This window comes from Piscibacillus salipiscarius JCM 13188 (assembly GCF_001311865.1).
GTDB lineage: Bacteria > Bacillota > Bacilli > Bacillales > Alkalibacillaceae > Piscibacillus > Piscibacillus salipiscarius.
Genome location: NZ_BBCD01000007.1, coordinates 83,750 through 104,146, shown reverse-complemented (window position 1 = coordinate 104,146; position 20,397 = coordinate 83,750). Strand labels below are relative to the sequence as shown.

Annotated in this window: 19 protein-coding genes and 7 pseudogenes; 21 read left to right on the top strand and 5 right to left on the bottom strand. The window is 35.7% G+C overall.

The annotated features are described in order from the left end of the window. Positions 1-4 precede the first annotated feature (4 nt). From JCM13188_RS06890 to JCM13188_RS06875, 3 genes are all read left to right on the top strand, one after another. A complete protein-coding gene (locus tag JCM13188_RS06890; protein ID WP_054753048.1) occupies positions 5-1,210 on the top strand; it encodes a ComEC/Rec2 family competence protein in 1,206 nt (401 codons plus the stop codon). Between the two features lie 26 nt (positions 1,211-1,236). After that, the gene (locus JCM13188_RS06885; RefSeq protein WP_054753044.1) at positions 1,237-1,617 is read left to right on the top strand and encodes a hypothetical protein; all 381 of its coding nucleotides are present in this window, start codon (positions 1,237-1,239) and stop codon (positions 1,615-1,617) included. 285 nt (positions 1,618-1,902) lie between these two features. Beyond that, the gene (locus tag JCM13188_RS06875; protein ID WP_279401512.1) at positions 1,903-2,190 is read left to right on the top strand and encodes a ComEC/Rec2 family competence protein; all 288 of its coding nucleotides are present in this window, start codon (positions 1,903-1,905) and stop codon (positions 2,188-2,190) included. 78 nt (positions 2,191-2,268) lie between these two features. Here JCM13188_RS06875 and JCM13188_RS21765 read toward each other — a convergent pair whose 3' ends face one another. After that, entirely contained in the window at positions 2,269-2,349 is an 81-nt protein-coding gene (locus JCM13188_RS21765) for a hypothetical protein (RefSeq protein WP_439646620.1), read from the bottom strand. Between the two features lie 362 nt (positions 2,350-2,711). Here JCM13188_RS21765 and holA point away from each other — a divergent pair, with 362 nt between their 5' ends. The 3 genes from holA to JCM13188_RS20625 are packed head-to-tail and all read left to right on the top strand — an operon-like array spanning position 2,712 to position 3,660. Beyond that, positions 2,712-3,104 (top strand): DNA polymerase III subunit delta, encoded by a 393-nt coding sequence (gene holA / locus JCM13188_RS06870; protein ID WP_054753038.1) that lies wholly within the window; start codon positions 2,712-2,714, stop codon positions 3,102-3,104. Between the two features lie 26 nt (positions 3,105-3,130). After that, on the top strand, positions 3,131-3,463 hold the full coding sequence (locus JCM13188_RS06865) for a DNA polymerase III subunit delta (RefSeq protein ID WP_279401524.1): 333 nt from the start codon (positions 3,131-3,133) through the stop codon (positions 3,461-3,463). After that, on the top strand, positions 3,451-3,660 hold the full coding sequence (locus tag JCM13188_RS20625) for a hypothetical protein (protein WP_369404875.1): 210 nt from the start codon (positions 3,451-3,453) through the stop codon (positions 3,658-3,660). The genes JCM13188_RS06865 and JCM13188_RS20625 overlap by 13 nt, the downstream gene beginning before the upstream one ends. A 406-nt stretch (positions 3,661-4,066) precedes the next feature. Here the strand turns inward: JCM13188_RS20625 and rpsT are convergent, their stop codons facing one another. Continuing rightward, positions 4,067-4,303, bottom strand: a complete 237-nt coding sequence (rpsT, locus tag JCM13188_RS06860) for a 30S ribosomal protein S20 (RefSeq protein WP_369404871.1) — start codon at positions 4,301-4,303, stop codon at positions 4,067-4,069. 191 nt (positions 4,304-4,494) lie between these two features. Between rpsT and gpr the strand changes: the two are divergent. The 14 genes and pseudogenes from gpr (at position 4,495) to deoC (ending at position 19,046) form a co-directional block, all read left to right on the top strand. Continuing rightward, a pseudogene (gene gpr, locus JCM13188_RS06855) lies at positions 4,495-5,588 on the top strand (GPR endopeptidase). Between the two features lie 69 nt (positions 5,589-5,657). Beyond that, positions 5,658-6,778: pseudogene (spoIIP, locus tag JCM13188_RS06850) on the top strand (stage II sporulation protein P). A gap of 16 nt (positions 6,779-6,794) precedes the next feature. After that, positions 6,795-7,091: a hypothetical protein gene (locus JCM13188_RS06845; protein ID WP_054753032.1), complete on the top strand. Its 297-nt coding sequence runs from the start codon at positions 6,795-6,797 to the stop codon at positions 7,089-7,091. 138 nt (positions 7,092-7,229) lie between these two features. Further along, positions 7,230-9,039, top strand: a pseudogene (gene lepA, locus JCM13188_RS06840) (translation elongation factor 4). A gap of 50 nt (positions 9,040-9,089) precedes the next feature. Then, a pseudogene (hemW, locus tag JCM13188_RS06835) lies at positions 9,090-10,252 on the top strand (radical SAM family heme chaperone HemW). 77 nt (positions 10,253-10,329) lie between these two features. Beyond that, complete coding sequence (gene hrcA, locus JCM13188_RS06830) at positions 10,330-11,358, top strand: heat-inducible transcriptional repressor HrcA (protein ID WP_054753030.1); 1,029 nt, start codon at positions 10,330-10,332, stop codon at positions 11,356-11,358. 175 nt (positions 11,359-11,533) lie between these two features. Continuing rightward, a complete protein-coding gene (gene grpE / locus JCM13188_RS06825) occupies positions 11,534-12,097 on the top strand; it encodes a nucleotide exchange factor GrpE (protein ID WP_054753064.1) in 564 nt (187 codons plus the stop codon). Positions 12,098-12,137: 40 nt separating this feature from the next. Further along, on the top strand, positions 12,138-14,105 hold the full coding sequence (gene dnaK, locus JCM13188_RS06820; protein WP_279401511.1) for a molecular chaperone DnaK: 1,968 nt from the start codon (positions 12,138-12,140) through the stop codon (positions 14,103-14,105). A gap of 22 nt (positions 14,106-14,127) precedes the next feature. Beyond that, a pseudogene (gene dnaJ / locus JCM13188_RS06815) lies at positions 14,128-15,254 on the top strand (molecular chaperone DnaJ). 39 nt (positions 15,255-15,293) lie between these two features. Continuing rightward, positions 15,294-16,289, top strand: a complete 996-nt coding sequence (gene prmA / locus JCM13188_RS06810; protein WP_054753028.1) for a 50S ribosomal protein L11 methyltransferase — start codon at positions 15,294-15,296, stop codon at positions 16,287-16,289. Further along, a pseudogene (locus JCM13188_RS06805) lies at positions 16,252-16,763 on the top strand (RsmE family RNA methyltransferase). Before prmA ends, JCM13188_RS06805 begins: the two are co-directional and overlap by 38 nt. A gap of 41 nt (positions 16,764-16,804) precedes the next feature. Then, positions 16,805-17,011 carry an RsmE family RNA methyltransferase gene (locus tag JCM13188_RS20615; RefSeq protein ID WP_369404868.1) on the top strand — a complete coding sequence of 69 codons (207 nt, stop codon included), beginning with the start codon at positions 16,805-16,807 and terminating at the stop codon, positions 17,009-17,011. After that, positions 17,008-18,329 (top strand): annotated as a pseudogene (gene mtaB / locus JCM13188_RS06800) (tRNA (N(6)-L-threonylcarbamoyladenosine(37)-C(2))-methylthiotransferase MtaB); the annotation flags it as partial. The gene JCM13188_RS20615 and the pseudogene mtaB, both read left to right, overlap by 4 nt. Next, a complete protein-coding gene (gene deoC, locus JCM13188_RS18360) occupies positions 18,321-19,046 on the top strand; it encodes a deoxyribose-phosphate aldolase (RefSeq protein WP_369404874.1) in 726 nt (241 codons plus the stop codon). The pseudogene mtaB and the gene deoC, both read left to right, overlap by 9 nt. A 153-nt stretch (positions 19,047-19,199) precedes the next feature. Here the strand turns inward: deoC and JCM13188_RS06795 are convergent, their stop codons facing one another. From JCM13188_RS06795 to JCM13188_RS06790, 3 genes are read right to left on the bottom strand one after another with little or no spacing between them, the layout of a single operon-like run. Continuing rightward, positions 19,200-19,724: a Na/Pi symporter gene (locus JCM13188_RS06795; protein ID WP_054753026.1), complete on the bottom strand. Its 525-nt coding sequence runs from the start codon at positions 19,722-19,724 to the stop codon at positions 19,200-19,202. Next, entirely contained in the window at positions 19,670-19,795 is a 126-nt protein-coding gene (locus JCM13188_RS20610; protein ID WP_369404873.1) for a hypothetical protein, read from the bottom strand. Before JCM13188_RS20610 ends, JCM13188_RS06795 begins: the two co-directional genes overlap by 55 nt. 7 nt (positions 19,796-19,802) lie before the next feature. Further along, positions 19,803-20,051 carry a hypothetical protein gene (locus JCM13188_RS06790; protein ID WP_054753025.1) on the bottom strand — a complete coding sequence of 83 codons (249 nt, stop codon included), beginning with the start codon at positions 20,049-20,051 and terminating at the stop codon, positions 19,803-19,805. A 158-nt stretch (positions 20,052-20,209) separates the two neighbouring features. On the opposite strand from JCM13188_RS06790, the gene rpsU reads away from it, so the two are divergent. Next, a complete protein-coding gene (gene rpsU, locus JCM13188_RS06785) occupies positions 20,210-20,386 on the top strand; it encodes a 30S ribosomal protein S21 (RefSeq protein ID WP_054753022.1) in 177 nt (58 codons plus the stop codon). The last annotated feature ends 11 nt before the right edge of the window (positions 20,387-20,397 follow it).

Genomic DNA, 20,397 nt, shown 5'->3' with positions numbered 1-20,397 from the left:
ATTGGTGGCTAGTAGCCCTATTCTACATGGTGGGCTATTTACCAAATGGATGGGATTTTGTTTAATCTGTCTTTTAATGATTATTTGGCATAGAAAGATTATACGAAATCCCTTTCTATTGATTATGGCTCTTGCTTTTTTCATAATTGCTTCAATAACTTCCCTGCAAATTAAGATTCCTCATAAAGATTTTGGCTTATACGAAGGCCACGTTAAAATTGTGTCAAATCCTGAATTAGAGTCGGATCAAATTAAATTTATAGGAGAAACATCATTTTCAAAAGTATCATTTATTTCAAAAGAAATCGGTAAACCCGTTTATCACGGTGCTACATGTCGTATTACGGGACATTTAACAGTACCAGAACCTGCTACAAATTCTGGTCAATTTGATTATCAAGACTATTTGGCCAAGCAGGGAATAAGTTATGTAGGATATAATGTGCAAATATTGGAATGCGAAGATAGGTCATGGCTGTCTTATTTATTTCGGTTTAGAGATGTATTAAAAGAGCAATTAAACCTACATCTTAGTGAAGAGACGCAAAGTTGGGTAGTCGCGCTTTTATTTGGCGATCGCAACCAACTTTCTGATGAGGTCATTGACACTTTTCAATACTGGGGATTGTCACATTTACTGGCGATTTCGGGACTTCATGTTGGCATTATCTTAAGTATTTGTTACTTGATATTAAATAAATTATTACATGTTACAAGGGAACAAAGTAATATATTACTTTTACTCATGATACCAATCTATATAGTGTTAGCCGGTTCACAACCACCTGTGATGAGAGCCGGAATGATGGCTATTTTAATAATCTTATTTAGTTTAAGTAAAAAAATTAAAATGGATTCTTCTGATTTAATTTCTATAGTTTTAATTGTCTTGCTCATTATGGATCCTTATTTAATGTATCAATTATCTTTCCAATTTTCGTTTGCTGTTACATTTGCATTAATCCTTTCAAAAAGGCTGTTGAAAAATCAATCTTGGATCATGCTATCCCTCAGAATCAGTCTTATAAGTCAATTGGTCATCCTTCCCTTACAGTTTTATTACTTTTATTACACTAATGTGTGGTCGTTTTTAATTAACTTAATTTACATTCCATATTTTACACTACTCGTGATTCCAGCAGTCATGGTTATATTTATAACTGTGTTGCTCATCCCTAATATTACACCTTTTTGGATCAGCTTTTCCTAACCATTCACAACAAAATGACTGATCTATTGTTTCTTATTGGCCAACCTAAGTTTTCGTTATGGGTTGTTGGTAGACCTCATTTGTTGTTAATCATTGTTTACATCCTCATATTTATATACTTCATGAAAAGTTGGGAAGAAAAGAAGTCTAATCGAACAATTATATTGGCTATATGTCTTGTAGTGATTTGGTTCATTCCATTCGTTCAGAAAACATTAGATGACTCGCTCACTATTACAATGTTAGATGTAGGACAGGCAGAGTCCATCGTAGTTGAATTACCACGTAATCAAGGTACCTATGTTATTGATGTGGGCGAAGAAGTGACGTTTTCGAACGAAATAAAACACAATAATTATAAGCAAATTATAAAACCTTTTTATGGTCGAAAGGAATATCTGCAGTAAATGGTTTAATCATTAGCCATTTTGATCATGACCATGCAGGATCGATAAAACCATTCATTAAAGAATTTAATCCATCGATCTTATATACCCATCCATTTAACAACAGTAACTATGTTCAGCATGTGAAGCTTGAGAGTGGCGATATGATTAAAAAAGGTGAATTAATAATAAAAATTCACTCACCTAGTCAGGCTAATATAAGTCATGAAGAGAATGACCGTTCTTTAGTATTTGAATTTAATTATGAAGATTTTAATATGTTATTTACGGGTGATATTACGAAAAGTGTGGAAAAAAGTTCTCATATCTTCAAAGACCATTCAAGATATTGATGTACTTAAAGTAGCTCATCATGGAAGTAAAACATCTACGACTATGGAATTTATTAATGCTATACAAGCAGAAGTTTCATTAATTTCTGTTGGAAAACGCAATCCATTTGGTCACCCTCATAGCTCGGTACTTGAACACTTAAAAGCTTCTGGTATGACCATTTATAGAACTGATCTTAATGGCGCAATTACTTTAAAATATGCGGATGGACAAAGCACAATTATTAAGAATCATCCATAAGTTAAATTAAAGCATAAAAAAGACTGCATCTAATGATACAGTCTTTTTAACCATTCATTGTTCAATCTCTACTCTTTATTAAGAACCAACCACTTTGAATACAGTTCCAATAAAGAAAATAACCAAGAAGAAAATGAATGAGAAGCTGAAACCTTTGATTGAATCGACGACATCATTATTTTTGATTGTACATCATTTTCAAATTCGTTCACGGTTATCCCTCCTACGCTACATTTTAGTATAATTCATCTTCTTAAAAAAATCTATTACTTTTTACGTTTTCAAAAATCTGTAGAAATTTGTGAACTGTTAAGAGTTAACAGCAATATTCTAATCGATAACGCACAAAATAATAATACAACAAACGCCGCTAAAAATAAAATTACCCGGGATTTTATTTTTGGCGTTTATATAGATATTGGGGGGGAGCTATCATGTTCCCCTCTTTATAATGTTATAACCTCTTGTCAACTGTGCCTCTTCGTTATACGATAAAATGGCATAGAAAGGTGTTGAATAAGATGCACGCACAGGAATTTATTAATGGTAAATCCCATCAACTGGTTCCTATTTATGTATTATATGGAGAAGAATCCTACTTTATACAAGAAGTAAAAAGACGCATAGAAAGTCAACTCAAAAAGAAAGATCCAGAATTTGACCGAAATACATATGACATGGAAACGACTGCTGTTCAAGAAGCCATTCATGATGCAGAAACTTTTCCCTTCTTTAGTGAGAATAAGTTAATTGAAATCCAAAGAGCTTATTTTTTAACAGGTCAGAAGGTTAAAACTGAAATAGAACATCAAATAGACGTTTTAGAAGAGTATGCGAATAATCCTGTTGATTTCTCAACTTTAATTATGATCGTACCTTACGAAAAGATGGATCAACGTAAAAAAAATCGTTAAAAACGTTAAAAAAACAAGCAACATTTATCGACTGCAGCTCACCAAAAGCCTACGAAATGGCAGAAGTTATAAAGCAGTTAGCAGAAAACAAAGGATTGCAATTAAATAAAGATTTAATTGAATTAATGACTGAACGTGTCGGTGAACATATTGAAGCTGCTCAGCATGAATTGGACAAGCTCCAATTATATTTTATGGACAAGGAGCCCACACTAGAAGAAGCTAAAGAAATTATTTCTATACACGCCGAAGCTAATACATTCAATTTAATTGATTATTTAGTTGAATTTAAAATTGGTGAAGCGGTTCAATTAATTAAGGAGTTAAAAAAACAAATGAAGAACCGATTGGATTATTAGCACTCGTTAGTTCTCAAATACGGTTAATTTTACAGACAAAACTTTTAAAACAAAAGGGATATCAGCAACAACAAATTGCTAAAACAATCCAATCACATCCATATGCCGTCAAAATGGCATTAAAGAGGGAAAGGAAATTTACGGACCGAGCTTTGAAAGATATGTTATTGGAAGCAACTATAACAGATGAAAAATGAAAACAGGTAAGGTAGAACAATGGCTCGCTTTAGAGCTGTTTTTACAACGTGTTGTGCAAAGGTTAAAGCAAGCTAGCTAAAACAATCTAATAAATCATATAAAAGAGGTTGGGACAAAAGTAATATAGCTTTTCTATAAACGAATATTGAGTGTTATTAGCGTAGTCAAAATGCAAGACTCCTGCAGGAACAGCACGAGCTGAAAATCACGCCAAACGAACGGGAGTGAGTTTGGGGAAGTTGAAGCCGTGCCTGCGGAAAGCGAAGCATTTTGACGCAGCTAAAAATGAAGACGAATATTAGGGATTGATCTCTCCTCTAATATTCGTCTTCTTCTAGATTAATTAATATTTTGTCCCAGCCTCTTTTGCTCTGTATTAGTTAGCTAGTTGATTAACTTTTGTCATTAGTGAGCTCTTCTTACGGTCACCATTGTTTTGTGAATGATGCCTTTTTGAACGGCTTTATCAATTTTGCTAACAGCTGTTGTTAACGCTTCTTTCGCAGCATCAGCATTTTTCTCATGAACTGCTTTTTCTACACTTTTAACTGCAGAACGCATGTCTGATTTTACTGATAGATTGCGCATACGAGCATCGTGGTTTACGCGGATACGCTTAGTAGCTTGTTTTGTGTTTGCCACTTTTCTTCACCTCCTGATGAAAATGTCCCGTGATCAATTTTCTTAATTATGGACAAAAGTCATTTTATCAAAGCCAGCGTAAGTTTTCAATAGTTTGCTGTTAAGATATTTCTCTTGTCATGTTTTTGCATAGCTTCATCGTTTAATTTGAATAACTCTGGCAACAATAAGGTTGATAGGAGGGATATCAAATGGAACGACGAGAATTTAAACCTAGAACTGACCTTGCTGTTGAAGCTCAAGAGATGTTTGTAGAACAAAATCCAGATAAGAAACACGAATTAGACGGTATTATCATTAATGAGTATAAAAAGGAGAATACAAATTAACACGTGTTGAGATTGATAAGAAAGGATCTGAACGAGTCGGTAAGAAACCAGGAAATTATATCACGATTGAGTCTCAAGAACTAAGGAAAATGGATCCAGAATTCGGTAGAAAATCTTCAATCATTTTAGGAGAAGAGATTAAAAGATTAATGGAAGAACATACAATTCCAGACGATGCAAGGTGTTTAATAGTCGGGTTAGGTAATGGGTATGTGACCCCTGATGCTTTGGGACCAAATACAGTAAATAAGCTATATGTAACGTCGCACTTATTTAAATTACATCCAGAGATGATTGGGGAAGGTGATCGATCAGTATCTGCGTTTACACCTGGCGTAATGGGTCTAACAGGAATGGAAACTAGTGATATTATTTTCGGAGTGGTTAGAAAGACGAATCCTGATTTTATGATCGTTGTTGACGCACTAGCAGCTCGTTCTATTGATCGAGTTAATACAACCATTCAGCTGTCGGATACCGGTATTAATCCTGGCTCAGGTGTTGGAAATGACCGAAAAGAAGTTAGTAAAGAAACATTAAATATTCCTGTGTTTTCTTTAGGGATTCCAACAGTAGTTGATGCTGTTACGATAACTAATGACACAATTGATTATATTTTAAAGCATTTTGGACGAGAGATGGAGGAAGGAGACAAACCTGGTAATGCTTTAACACCAGCGGGAATGGATTTTGGTGAGAGACGTGAATTTACTGATGAGGATTTACCAGATGAGGAAGCTAGACAAACTTATTTGGGTATCGTAGGTGCTTTAAAAGAGGACGAGAAAAGACAACTTATTAGAGAAGTTCTAAGACCTACTGGACATAACTTAATCGTCACCCCAAAAGAAGTAGATGAAGTTATTGAGTATATGAGTGAAGTTGTTGCATCAGGCATTAACCAGGCCTTACATGATTCGGTAACACCTGAAAATGCAAAGCATTATTTAAATTAAATGGTTCTACCTTTTCAACTTACTGAATAGAGTTTTAATAGAACTTCAGTAGAAAGGTTGAAAAGGTGTATGAATAAAAAGTTCCAAATAAATTGGTCCAAGTTACAAAAAGTTAAGAAACACCCTTTTCTATTATTTCAAGTCTTCTTTATTTGTTTAATCTTGTTTGTACCAATCTTTTCTATAAAACCATTTAGTGAAGCATCGACGAACTTTTTTAGAAGGTTGGCTCAATCAAATCGACGGTGCTTCCTATTCATTTTTATGACAATCGATCAACCGATTTTGGACGGGCTGAACGACCAACACACCGAACCTCTAACATTATCCAGTTTCGCTTTTCCAATCTTTACGAATTTGCCCTATCAAGATACGCGATTGTTATTTGGGCATGAATTACCAAGATTTCCGAACACAAATAGCACCATTGCCATCGCTGGTGAGGGAACCAATATGTTTTCAACAGTTATAGAAACTGAACCGCCAGATTACATGTTTGATAATCAAGAATCAGATCCTCAAGAAGAACAACCTCAAGTAAATGTTGATGATGAAAACATACTTGTATATACCACTCACAATCGAGAATCCTTCTTACCGCATTTACCAGAAGGTACTTCAATTAATACGGTATATCATGAAACTAAAAACGTGATGCAGCTCAGCAAAAGATTTGGAGATAAACTTAAGGCATTTGGATTAAATCCGTATATTGATCGTACAGATTATTGGAAACAGTTACCACCGGGTGGTTACGGCAAATCCTATGATTATTCCAGAAATATTGTAAAAGAGGTTATGAGTAAGAATAATGACATGAAATACCTTATTGATATTCATAGAGATGCCATGCCTAGAAGTAAGACAACTGCAAAAATCAACGGTAAATCAGTAGCTCGCCTCGCTTTCGTGGTAGGCGGCGAAAACAAAAATCATGAAAAGAATTTACAATTTGCATCTAAACTCCATGATTTAATTGAAAGTAAATATCCCGGCTTAAGCGTGGCGTTATTATAAATGAAGGTCCAGGAACAAACGGTGTTTATAACCAGGATTTATCTAATAAAGCGGTGATCGTTGAAGTTGGTGGGATCGAGAATAACTTTGATGAGCTAAATTTTGCGATTGATGCGCTAGCAGAAGCATTTGGTGAGTATTATTTTGAGCAAGAAGGCGCAGTAAATCAATAATTAAAGGAGGATGATGATGAGAGTATTATTTTGGGTAATCGTCTGCTTTTTTATCTTTTACTTAGGGATGCAAACGGCTAATAACCATGCTGAGCCAGAGCAAAATATTATAGAAACAGAGGCTGATTTTAATCAGTCTAGCGTGACAGAGGAATCATTTAATGACGTTCATGATCAAGTTTTGAGTGATGATGTAGAATCTAAATCCAGTTCGTTTTATAGCATTGCGGTATTTTTAGAAGATGTCGTTAAAACATTATTCTCAGTCATCTTCCAATTCCTTTATCGATTTAGTGCCATGTTTTTTGATTAAATACTGACGATTAAGTTTTGTAAAGAAACTCACCTTTGTAGGTGGGTTTCTTTTTGCTCAGTAAAAGATTGAATAATATAGGCTCAATTGCTATAATCGAGCTAGTGTTATTGGACGTAGAAACAGGAGTGATGAAAGTTGACTAAACAACAGAATGTCCGAAATTTTTCGATTATCGCCCATATTGACCACGGGAAGTCAACATTAGCAGATCGAATATTAGAGAAAACGAAAGCTCTGACTGATCGAGAAATGAAAGAACAGTTTCTTGATGCAATGGATTTAGAACGTGAACGTGGAATTACCATTAAACTTAATGCCGTACAGCTTAAATACGGAGCAAACGATGGTGAAGACTATTTATTTCATTTAATTGATACACCTGGACACGTCGATTTTACATATGAAGTTTCGAGAAGTTTGGCCGCTTGTGAAGGTGCTCTACTAGTAGTTGATGCTGCTCAAGGTATTGAAGCTCAAACGTTGGCCAACGTATATCTTGCACTTGATAATGATTTAGAAATTATTCCAGTGATCAATAAAATTGATTTGCCAAGTGCCGATGTTGATCGAGTAAAACAAGAAATAGAAGACGTAATAGGTATAGATGCTGACGATGCAATTCTAGCTTCAGCAAAAGATGGAGTTGGAATTGATGAAATCTTAGAGAGAATCGTCACAGATATTCCTGCTCCAGCAGGTAAACCTGAAAAACCAACAAAGCACTTATTTTTGATTCGTTATATGACCCTTATAGAGGTGTCATCGCCTACATATGTGTGAAAGAAGGTAGCGTTAAAGTTGGCGATCAAATCAAAATGATGCAAACAGGTAAAACCTTCGAAGTTAATGAACTTGGTGTTTTTACACCTAAACCTATTAGTAAGAAAGAATTATCGGTAGGAGATGTCGGGTTCTTAACGGCTTCCATTAAGAATGTTGGAGACTCACGTGTTGGTGACACTATTACATTAGAGAACAATCCTGCTGCCGAACCATTACCAGGGTACAAGCGTTTAAACCCGATGGTATATTGCGGCTTATTCCCGGTAGATGCTGATAATTACAACGATTTACGTGAAGCATTAGAGCGTTTGGAATTAAATGATTCATCTTTACAATATGAACCAGAAACATCGCAAGCACTAGGTTTTGGCTTTCGTTGTGGATTCTTAGGCTTATTGCATATGGAAATTATTCAAGAACGAATCGAACGCGAATTCAATATTGATTTAATAACTACAGCTCCAAGTGTTATTTATGAAGTAGAATTAAATGACGGTCAAATGATTAACATTGAAAATCCTTCACTAATGCCAGAAACTAAAAATGTTAAAGAGGTACGTGAACCATTTGTTCAGGCTACTGTGATGGTCCCAAATGATTTTGTTGGTCCAGTTATGGAGATTTGTCAGAAGAAGCGCGGCCAATTCATTGATATGCAATATTTAGACGATAATCGTGTAAATATTGTATATGAAATTCCTTTATCTGAAATTGTTTATGATTTCTTTGACCAATTAAAATCTCAGACTAAAGGTTATGCTTCGTTTGATTATGAATTAAGTGGCTATAAACCATCTAATTTAGTTAAAATGGATATCTTACTGAATGGTGAACCGGTTGACGCGTTATCATTTATCGTTCACCGTGAATTTGCTTACCATCGCGGGAAACATATTGCCGAGAAATTGAAGAAGATTATTCCTAGACAGCAATTCGAAGTACCAGTCCAGGCGGCAATTGGAAATAAAGTGGTTGCAAGAACAACCATCAAAGCCATGCGTAAGAACGTATTATCTAAATGTTATGGCGGAGACATTTCGCGTAAAAGAAAACTTCTTGAAAAGCAAAAAGAAGGTAAAAAAAACGTATGAAAATGGTTGGTAAAGTTGAAATTCCACAGGAAGCATTTATGTCTGTTTTAGAAATGGATGATGATTCTTAAGGGCGGCCAAATGGTCAGCCCTTTTATCTTGTGTTAAAGGAGGTGGCAAAATGGATCGTTCAGTATATATACACATTCCTTTTTGTCATGAGATTTGCCATTATTGTGATTTTGCTAAAATATATTATAATCGTGATTTGGCAGATCAATATCTTAAGAACTTAAGGAAAGAGATGGAATTTTACTTAGGAAATCAAAAAATTTCACCTCGAACTATATATCTAGGTGGAGGGACACCTACTAGTCTGAATTCGGAACAACTTGAATATTTAATGAAGTCGATTCATAAGTTCATTGATGTAAAACAAGTTGAAGAGTTTACAATTGAAGCAAATCCTGGAGAGTTTGAAGAATCACATGTTAAAGTTATGAAAGATTATGGGATTAACCGCGTGTCATTAGGTGTACAAGTGTTAGATGATGATTTTCTGAAAATGTTAAACCGTAATCATACTGTTGATGATGTACAAAATACGGTAAGAATGTTAAAGGGGTTCAATCTAAATAATATTAGTATGGATTTTATATATGCATTACCAGATCAATCAATCGAACACTTTAAGAAAACCTTAAATTTAGCATTAGACTTTGATTTGCCTCACTACTCAGCTTATGCACTTCAAATAGAACCTAGAACGGTATTTCATATGAGACATCAGCAAGGTAAGTTAACTAAACCCCCAGAAGAGGACGAGGCAGAAATGTTGTCTATGCTCATGGAGATGATGGAGCAAGCTGGTAAATCACACTATGAAATAAGTAATTATGCTGAAGAAGGCTATGAAAGTAGACATAATTTAACTTATTGGAATAATGAGGAGTATTATGCATTTGGAGCCGGTGCTCATGGTTACGTTAATGAAGAACGTTATGTCAATATAAGACCTGTTAACCATTACAATGAAGCAATCGAAAAAGGAAAAAACCAATATTACACGTTGACCCTATTACCTTAAAAGAAAAAATTGAAGAAGAGATGTTCTTAGGGTTAAGAAGAGCACTAGGAGTTGATAACCGAAGTTTTACTAAAAAGTACGGTGTTTCAATGTATGAGTTATATAAGAGGGAAATACAAGATTTATTACAGAAAGGCTGGATTGAGAAACAAAATGAGCGAATCTTCCTTACCAAAGATGGTATGATGTTTGGTAATGATGTCTTTGCATCATTTTTATTGGATGAACAGACATATAAAAAAGTCTTTAATAATTGACAGGTTTATATGATTTTGATAATTTATTATTAGAATTAGCACTCGAATCAATTGAGTGCTAACAGGGGTGATAGATTATGCTAACAAATCGTCAACTACTAGTATTAAAAGTGATTGTTGATGACTTTATTGAGTCAGCTCAGCCTGTTGGTTCTCGTAATATTGCTAAGAAAGAGCAAGTTTCTTTTAGCCCTGCTACAATCCGGAATGAAATGGCGGATTTAGAAGACATGGGTTTTTTAGAAAAAACTCATTCATCTTCAGGACGAATTCCTTCTGAAAAAGGGTATCGTTATTATGTGGATCACATTATGTCACCACTTAAATTATCTAATCATGAGGTCAATCAGATTCAACAATCTTTTAGTGAAAGAATGATGGAGCTAGAACGAGTGATGCAAAATTCTGCTCATATTCTATCTGAGTTGACGAGATATACAACACTTGTATTAGGGCCCCAAGTATATGAAACGAAATTAAAACAACTTCAAATTGTTCCTTTAAATAATCAATCAGCAATTGCGATTTTGATTACGGATAAAGGACATGTTGAGCATCGTTCATTTGCTATTCCAAAAGATTTAGACCATTCAGATTTAGAGAAAACGGTTAATATCTTAAATGAAAAGTTAAGCGGTGTTCCAATTATTTATTTAGACAGATTTATAGATACTGAAGTAAAAGGGTTATTGAAAAAGTATACTAGTGATTTTCAAAAATCATATCAGTTACTTAATCAGGCCTTATTTACAGAACAGCCGACCAACCTTTATGTAAGTGGTAAAACAAATATATTAACCCAACCTGAATTTACAGATGTCGATAAAATTAGATCACTATTTGACATTATGGAAAGTGAAGAGCAAATTGCACCAGTTCTAAAAAGTGAAGATGAAGGTTTGCATATTTATATTGGCCGGGAAAACAAAATCAAAGAAATGAATAATTGTACACTAATTACAGCTACTTATTCATTAGATGACGACCAAGTTGGTACAATTGCATTACTTGGGCCAACTCGCATGGATTATGCAAAGGCCGTTTCGATCCTGGATTTATGGAGTGGTCAAATGACGAAGACACTGCAAACCTGGTTTAATGACTAGTAAAAGAGGAAATGCTTATATTGTTAGTGTCATGTGTTAATTATTTACCGTTATAAGGTAATAAAACTTGGCTTATGCGTGGCCAAGTTTTATTGCGGTTAAATACTTGTCATTTTTAAAATTAATGGTATATTTAACAATTGGAAATGGAAGGGAATTCGCTGGAGGTGACGAAATGGATGAAAAAACAATGAATCAAGAACAACAAGAAGAATTGACAAATGAAGAGCCTAAAAATGATCAAAATGAATCTGTTAATGAATCACAAGATTCAGAACAGGAATCACTAAAAGACCAAGTTAAACAACTTGAAACCGAAAATGAGGAATTAAAAAATAAATACTTAAGAACTCAGGCTGACTTTGATAATTTCCGTCGTCGAACGCAGAAAGAACGCGAAAACGACTTGAAATATAAGTCACAGGAACTTGTAGGTGAAATCTTACCTGTTTTAGATAACTTTGAAAGAGCCCTACAGACAGAAGTCAGTGGTGAAGGTAGTCAGTCGTTTGTCGATGGAGTAAAAATGGTTTATAACCAGTTAAATCAAGCACTTGAAAAAGCAGGGGTTGAAGAAATTCAAGCAGAGAATGAAGAATTCGATCCCAATATGCATCAAGCTGTCATGCAAGTAAGTGAGGAAGGTTATGAATCAAATCAAATTGTAGAAGTCTTACAAAAAGGCTATAAATTAAAGGATCGGGTTATCCGACCAGCAATGGTTAAGGTTAATGAATAATAAACAATAATTGACGTTATGAATAAGGGAGGATTTAATAATGAGTAAAATTATCGGTATTGACTTAGGTACAACAAACTCATGTGTAGCAGTTATGGAAGGTGGCGAAGCTAAAGTCATCCCAAATCCAGAAGGAAATCGTACGACACCATCAGTTGTTTCATTTAAAAATGGTGAGCGTCAGGTTGGTGAAGTAGCAAAACGTCAAGCAATAACTAACCCAAATACGATTCAATCAATTAAGCGTCACATGGGAACTGATCATAAAGAGGAAATTGAAGGAAAAGAATATACTCCTCAAGAAGTCTCAGCAATCATTTTACAACACATTAAATCTTACGCTGAAGATTACCTCGGCGAAGAAGTAACTAAAGCAGTTATTACCGTACCTGCTTATTTCAACGATGCTGAGCGTCAAGCAACTAAAGATGCAGGTAAAATTGCAGGATTAGAAGTTGAACGTATTATTAACGAGCCGACTGCTGCAGCATTAGCTTATGGAATTGATCAGGATCAAGACCAAACAGTTCTAGTATATGACTTAGGCGGCGGTACTTTTGACGTATCAATTCTAGATATTGGCGACGGTACGTTTGAAGTTGTTTCTACTGCTGGTGATAACAAACTTGGTGGTGACGACTTTGACCAAGTCATTATTAACCATATGGTAGAAGAATTCAAGAAAGAAAATGGCATTGACCTTTCTCAAGATAAAATGGCATTACAACGCTTAAAAGACGCAGCTGAGAAAGCTAAGAAAGATCTTTCAGGTGTTGCGCAGACACAAATCTCTTTACCATTCATCACAGCTGGTGATGCTGGGCCATTACACTTAGAGATGAACTTAACTCGCGCTAAATTTGAAGAGTTAGCTTCTGATTTAGTAGAAAGAACAATGAAACCTACACGTCAAGCGTTAAAAGATGCAGATATGAGTGCTTCAGAAATTGATAAAGTTATTTTAGTAGGTGGTTCTACTCGTATTCCAGCAGTTCAGGAAGCTATTGAAAAATCAGTTGGAAAAGAACCTTCTAAAGGTGTAAACCCAGATGAAGTTGTAGCTTTAGGTGCAGCTATTCAAGGTGGCGTTCTTCAAGGTGACGTTAAAGACGTTGTTCTATTAGACGTAACACCACTATCATTAGGTATCGAAACAATGGGCGGCGTATCAACTAAGCTAATTGAACGTAATACAACAATTCCAACTAGTCACTCACAAGTGTTCTCAACAGCTGCAGATAACCAAACAGCTGTAGACATTCACGTCTTGCAAGGTGAGCGTGAAATGGCTCAAGATAACAAAACACTTGGTCGTTTCCAGTTAACGGATATTCCACCAGCGCCTCGTGGTGTACCTCAAATCGAAGTTAAATTCGATATTGATGCCAATGGTATTGTTAACGTAAGTGCTAAAGATATGGGTACAAACAAAGAACAGTCTATTACAATCAAATCTTCTTCAGGTCTATCAGATGAAGAAGTTGAACAAATGGTTAAGGAAGCAGAAGAAAATGCGGAAGAAGATAAGAAGCGCCGTGAACAAATCGAACTTCGTAACGAGGCGGATCAGTTAGTCTTCCAAACAGATAAGACGATTAAAGATTTAGGCGACAATGTCACTGATGAAGAGAAACAAAAAGCAGAGGATGCAAAAGAAGAACTTAAAAAAGCTTTAGAAGGCGAAGATTTTGAAGATATTAAAGCTAAGAAAGAAGCTTTAGAACAAGAAGTTCAAAACCTTTCTGTAAAGCTTTATGAACAAGCACAACAACAAGCTCAGCAAGAACAAGGTAAAACTGATGAAGGCGATGAAGTTGTTGATGCTGACTATGAAGAAGTAAACGAAGACGATAAAAATAATGTACTAAAAAGTCAAAGTCAGGGCATTCTTGGCTTTGACTTTTTTCAGCACAATATGATTTTAAGGTTTGATTCTAAATATTCTTATAATCACTTAATGAATTGCAGTAACTTAGACTGTAATGTTATGATAAAATTTATGCGATAAGGTACGGGAGAGTGATCAGAGGTTGAGTAAACGAGACTATTATGAAGTGCTTGGTGTATCAAAGGATGCATCAAAAGATGAAATTAAAAAAGCATACCGTAAACTAGCCAGAAAGTATCATCCAGATGTGAGTCAAGAAGAAAACGCAGCAGATAAATTCAAGGAAGTCAAAGAGGCTTATGAAGTATTAAGTAATGCCCAAAACGTCAGCAGTATGACCAATTTGGCCACGCAGGGACACAGCAAGGTGCAGGTCAAGGTGGCTTTGGTGGCTTCGAAGACTTTGGTGATTTTGGTGATATTTTTGATATGTTCTTCGGGGGTGGCGGAAGAAGAAGCCGTGACCCAAATGCCCCAAGACAAGGTCAGGACTTACAATATACAATGGAAATTGATTTTGAAGAAGCGATTTTTGGTAAGGAAACTACAATCGAAATACCAAAAGAAGAAACGTGTGACACATGTGATGGTTCTGGAGCGAAACCAGGAACATCCGTTCATACATGTCAGCACTGTAATGGCACAGGTCAGTTAAACGTGGAACAAAATACTCCATTTGGTAGAGTCGTGAACCGTAGAGTTTGTCATCATTGTCAAGGAAGCGGTAAGCAAGTTGAAGAAAAATGTAACACATGCGGTGGAGATGGGAAAGTAAAAACTCGCAAGAAAATTGATATTCGCATTCCTGCTGGTGTGGATGATGGACAGCAAATTCGTGTTACTCGTCAAGGTGGACCTGGGGTTAACGGAGGACCTTCAGGTGATTTATATGTTGTTATTCGTGTCAGACGACATGAATTCTTTGAGCGTGACGGTGACGATATTCTCTGTGAAATGCCTATTACATTTACCCAGGCTGCACTCGGTGACGAAATAGAGGTACCGACTGTGCATGGCCGCGTTAAATTAAAAGTACCAGCTGGTACACAAACGGGCACGCATTTTAGACTAAAAGGCAAAGGGGCACCTAATGTTCATGGACATGGTCAAGGTGACCAGCATATTTTAGTAAAAGTAATTGTGCCTAAGAAATTAAATGACAAGCAAAAAGAATTACTAAGAGAATTCCATGAATTAAGTGGCGATGAGTCATTAGATGAACAACAAGATAATCTATTTCAGCGAATGAAACGCGCCTTTAAAGGGTAATGTTTATCAGGTTAAAAAAAGTCGAAGTGAGTGATTCGTATGAAGTGGTCCGAGTTAAAAGTTCACACCACAAACGAAGCAATAGAACCGATTTCTAACATTCTTCATGAAGCGGGAGCAAGCGGAGTCGTTATTGAAGATCCACAAGATTTATATCTAAAGGACGATGTTAAGCTATTCGGAACAATATATGAACTTGACCCTAATCAATATCCTGAAGAAGGCGTATATATTAAAGCGTACCTTCCAGTTAATAGTTTTTTAGGTGAAACAGTAGATGAAATTAAGCTAGCCATCAGTAACCTAGTTAAATATGGTATTGATATTGGTAAAAACAATGTAACGATTTCAGAGGTTAATGAGGAAGATTGGGCAACCGCTTGGAAAAAGTATTATAAGCCAGTTAAAATATCTGAAAAAATTACCATTATACCGACCTGGGAGGAATACGAACCTGTCAGCAGTGATGAAATTATCATAGAGCTAGACCCAGGTATGGCTTTTGGTACTGGTACACACCCAACAACTGTATTATCTATACAAGCATTGGAACAATATGTTGATGAAGGGGATATAGTCTATGACGTTGGGTCTGGCTCAGGTGTTTTAACCATTGCTGCTGCGCTGTTAGGTGCTAGACATATCAAAGCTTATGACTTAGATGAAGTAGCTGTTAAAAGTACGCAAAATAATGTTAAACTAAATCAAGTACAAGACCGCATCGAAGCTAAACAGAATAACCTGTTAGAAGATGTTGAAGCTGGTGCAGATGTCATTGTGTCTAATATTTTAGCTGAGATTATTTTAGAATTTATTGACGATGCCTTCAGTAAAGTGAAACCAGGTGGTTATTTTATTACTTCAGGTATAATTCAAGGTAAGAAAAATGATGTGAAAGATGCATTAACATCAATTGGATTTGACATTGTGGAAGTGAATGCAATGGAGGATTGGATTTCAATCGTAGCAAAAAGCCTGAATAAAAGAGGTTTAAATTATGCAACGTTATTTCGTTCCATCCCATCAATGGTCTGAGCAAAATTTAGTTATTAAAGGTGATGACTATCACCATATTGTAAATGTCATGCGCATGAAAGAAGGACACTCCATTATTTGTGTTACAAATGGTGTGTCTTATGTTTGTGAAGTTCATGACATTCAGGATCAAACGGTAGAATGTTTAATTATTAAAAAATTAAACGAAAATCAAGAATTACCTGTTAAGGTGACATTAGCACAAGGATTGCCTAAGGGTGATAAATTAGACTTAATAGTCCAAAAGTCAACAGAACTAGGACTTGAGCATTTTATTCCATTACAAATGGATCGTACTATTGTAAAATGGGATCATAAAAAGGAACAAAAAAGCTAGAACGACTTGAGAAAATTGCTAAGGAAGCAAGTGAACAATCACATAGGTCTGTCATCCCTACAATTAATCAGAAACTAACCTTAAAGGAACTATTTAATAACCCTAGTATGATCACCTTTGGGTTGCTAGTGAACTAGTCGCAAAAGACCACAAGAACTGTTCACTTAAATTTAGAAATATGATCAATCAAGTTGAAAAGGGAGACCACATTTTAATAATAATTGGCCCTGAAGGTGGATTTTCTGATCAAGAAATCGAGTTCTTAAGTGACCATAACTGTCAGTCTATTCGACTTGGCCCAAGAATATTGAGAACAGAAACAGCGCCATTATATGCTTTATCAGCTATTTCATTTTATTTTGAAGAATGGAGGTGCGAAGTGTGACTACTGTTGCGTTTCACACTTTAGGGTGTAAGGTAAACCATTATGAAACAGAAGCCATTTGGCAATTTTTTAAAGAACATGATTATGAGCGCGTTGATTTTAACCAACGTTCTGATGTTTACGTGATTAATACGTGTACTGTAACAAACACTGGTGATCGTAAAAGTCGCCAAGTAATACGTCGTGCCGTCAGAAAGAACCCTGAAGCGGTCATTTGTGTTACAGGTTGCTATGCACAAACGTCCCCAGATGAAATTATGGAAATCCCTGGTGTCGATATTGTGATTGGTACACAAGAACGCCGTAAAATGCTTGAGTACATAGAACAATACAAACAAGATCGCGAGCCAATTAATGGTGTTAAAAACATTATGAAAACTCGTGTGTTCGAAGAATGGATGTACCACAATTTACAGATCGTACAAGAGCATCATTAAAAATCCAAGAAGGTTGTAATAACTTCTGTACATTTTGCATCATTCCTTGGGCTAGAGGGTTAATGCGTTCTCGTCCACCTGAGGAAGTCGTTAAACAAGCTCAGCAATTAGTAGATGCTGGATATAAAGAAATTGTTCTAACGGGTATTCACACAGGTGGATACGGAGAAGACTTAAAAGACTATAATTTAGCACAGTTACTACGCGACTTAGAGTCTCAAGTAGTTGGTCTTAAAAGAATTCGAATTTCATCAATAGAAGCTAGCCAAATTTCAGATGAAGTAATCGAGGTTTTAGACCAGTCAGAAAAGGTAGTACGTCATCTACACATCCCGTTACAATCTGGTTCTGACACCGTGCTTAAACGTATGCGCAGAAAGTACACGATGGAATTTTATATGTCACGTGTCAAAAAAGTAAAAGAAGCCTTACCAGGTTTAGCCATTACATCTGATGTAATTGTTGGATTCCCGGGTGAAACTGAAGAAGAATTTATGGAAACATATCGTTCAATTCAAGAGATTGGTTTTTCTGAACTTCATGTGTTCCCTTATTCACAGCGTACTGGTACTCCTGCTGCACGTATGAAAGACCAAATCGATGATGAGATCAAACACGAACGCGTACGTCAACTAATTGAGTTATCAAACCAGCAAGCTAAAGAATACGCATCACAGTATGAAGATGAAGTATTAGAAGTTATACCTGAAGAAAAGTACAAACGCGATCCTGAAAGTGGACTATATGAAGGCTATACTGATAATTACCTAAAAGTTGTATTCCCTGCAACTGAAGATATGGTAGGAAAGATTGTTAGAGTGAAAGTTAAAAAAGCTGGCTATCCATATAATGAAGCAGAATTTGTACGCGTAATGGATGATGCCCCAATTAAAAGGCAGTTAATCAATAAGGAGTGTATGAACATGACAAAAACGAATTTAGCATCCATGATTGACCATACTCAATTAAAGCCTGAAACTCAGGCGGAAAAGATTAACCAAATTTGTAAAGAAGCTAAAGAAAATAGCTTTGCATCGGTTTGTGTAAATCCAACATGGGTTTCACATTGTCATGAGTTATTAAAAGAATCAGATGTAAAAGTATGTACAGTAATTGGATTCCCACTAGGAGCAACAACTTCAGAAACAAAAGCTTTTGAAACTAAACAAGCAATTGAAAATGGTGCTACTGAAGTGGATATGGTAATCAACATTGGTTCACTTAAAGATAACCGTTATGAAGAAGTTGAACGTGATATCCAAGCGGTGGTTGATGCTGCAAAAGACCAAGCACTTGTTAAAGTAATTATTGAAACGTCACTTTTAACTAAAGAAGAAAAAGTAAAAGCATGTGAACTTGCTAAAAAGGCAGGAGCCGATTTTGTTAAGACGTCAACTGGATTCTCAGGTGGCGGTGCAACCGTTGAAGATGTTCGTTTAATGAGATTAACAGTTGGACCTGAAATGGGCGTTAAAGCCTCAGGTGGCGTAAGGAGTTTAGAAGATGCTAACGCTATGATTGATGCAGGAGCAACACGTATAGGTGCTTCATCAGGCGTTGAAATTGTAAAAGGCGAAACGTCAAATAGTGATTATTAATTAGAAAAGGTGATCCCATCTCGGGGTCACCTTTTTACTAAATATTATTATTAATGACTATTCTGGTAGAATGGTTTGGGCTTTCCGGTGGTTTGTGTATAAACGTTAATAATTTAATAAATGGTTTCATGAAAATGAAGAACAAAATCCCTGTTAACACGTTATAACCAACCGCGGTCCATACGATTTGTTGCTGCGGAACTGCTGAGACCCATTCTGCAAAATGTATGATTGGGTTCGCAATAAAATAGGGAACGTAATTATAGCCCCTAAGACATTTATCCAAATGTGTGCATAAGCTGTTATTCTAGCATGGTATGGTTGTTTAAGTGACACTAAGTAAACGGTAAAGCACGTCCCAATATTCGCTCCGATTAGAACATAGTAAATTTGTATTAATGGAACCGTTCCTTCGCTCGAAAAGCTCATTAACATCCCAGTTGCAACTGTAGATGATTGTATAATCATAGTAAATAACATCCCAAAGATTGATAGAGATAAAGGCGTATTATGCTCAGAATTAACAATATATTGAATACGTTCAGTAGGAATAATATTAGCTAAGCTTTCAAAACCATTTAATGCACTGAAAATAACTCCAAGCCCAAAAATAATTAATCCAGCTAACAATATTTTTGATTTGAAATAAAGATCATGAAAAAGCCTACGAGCAGACATAAAAACATGAGATGAACTTCATTCCAAACAAATAGTTGTGCCGTAAAGGTTGTCCCAATATTTGCTCCGATTAAATAACTAATTGAAAAAGGCAGATTTGTTTTCAGCGCAGCTAAAAAACGTGATGAGTAATGCTATTGAAGCAGAACTACTTTGAAGAATTAAGGTTAAGAATAGACCTAACAATAGCCCATTAAATGGTGATAAGTTTGGTCTTAATTTTTCAAGTTGTTGATAGGTCAACCCTTTTATACCTAGTCTCATGACAGTAATTCCAAATAAGAAAATTCCTATAAGTAAGAAAACCTGCATTATAATATTGTACATGCTTCAACACCTCATTTAATCTTATGGAAAAGTGGTCTAAACATGAATAAAAATTTGATGGATATTGATTTTTGTAGAAATGTTTAATATAATAACTAAAGATGTGCATAAGGGCACACGATGTTTTATTTTGTGTTTATTTGGAGGGAGGGTTGAGCATGTCAAATACAACTCGCGTTAAAAAGAATGAGTCGATTGAAGATGCTCTTCGACGCTTCAGACGTAGTGTTTCAAAGAACGGCACGTTGTCTGAGTATCGTAAGCGTGAATACTACGAAAAGCCTAGCGTACGTAGAAAGAAAAAGTCAGAAGCTGCTAGAAAGCGTAAAAAATAGAAGAGGGTGTA

Coding starts and splice junctions, on each gene's coding strand:
- JCM13188_RS06790 (WP_054753025.1), bottom strand. CDS start 20,051: ATGTACAATATTATAATGCAGGTTTTCTTACTTATAGGAATTTTCTTA.
- dnaK (WP_279401511.1), top strand. CDS start 12,138: ATGAGTAAAATTATCGGTATTGACTTAGGTACAACAAACTCATGTGTA.
- deoC (WP_369404874.1), top strand. CDS start 18,321: ATGGATGATGCCCCAATTAAAAGGCAGTTAATCAATAAGGAGTGTATG.
- prmA (WP_054753028.1), top strand. CDS start 15,294: ATGAAGTGGTCCGAGTTAAAAGTTCACACCACAAACGAAGCAATAGAA.
- holA (WP_054753038.1), top strand. CDS start 2,712: ATGCACGCACAGGAATTTATTAATGGTAAATCCCATCAACTGGTTCCT.
- JCM13188_RS20615 (WP_369404868.1), top strand. CDS start 16,805: ATGATCAATCAAGTTGAAAAGGGAGACCACATTTTAATAATAATTGGC.
- rpsU (WP_054753022.1), top strand. CDS start 20,210: ATGTCAAATACAACTCGCGTTAAAAAGAATGAGTCGATTGAAGATGCT.
- grpE (WP_054753064.1), top strand. CDS start 11,534: ATGGATGAAAAAACAATGAATCAAGAACAACAAGAAGAATTGACAAAT.
- hrcA (WP_054753030.1), top strand. CDS start 10,330: ATGCTAACAAATCGTCAACTACTAGTATTAAAAGTGATTGTTGATGAC.
- JCM13188_RS06795 (WP_054753026.1), bottom strand. CDS start 19,724: ATGTCTGCTCGTAGGCTTTTTCATGATCTTTATTTCAAATCAAAAATA.
- JCM13188_RS06845 (WP_054753032.1), top strand. CDS start 6,795: ATGAGAGTATTATTTTGGGTAATCGTCTGCTTTTTTATCTTTTACTTA.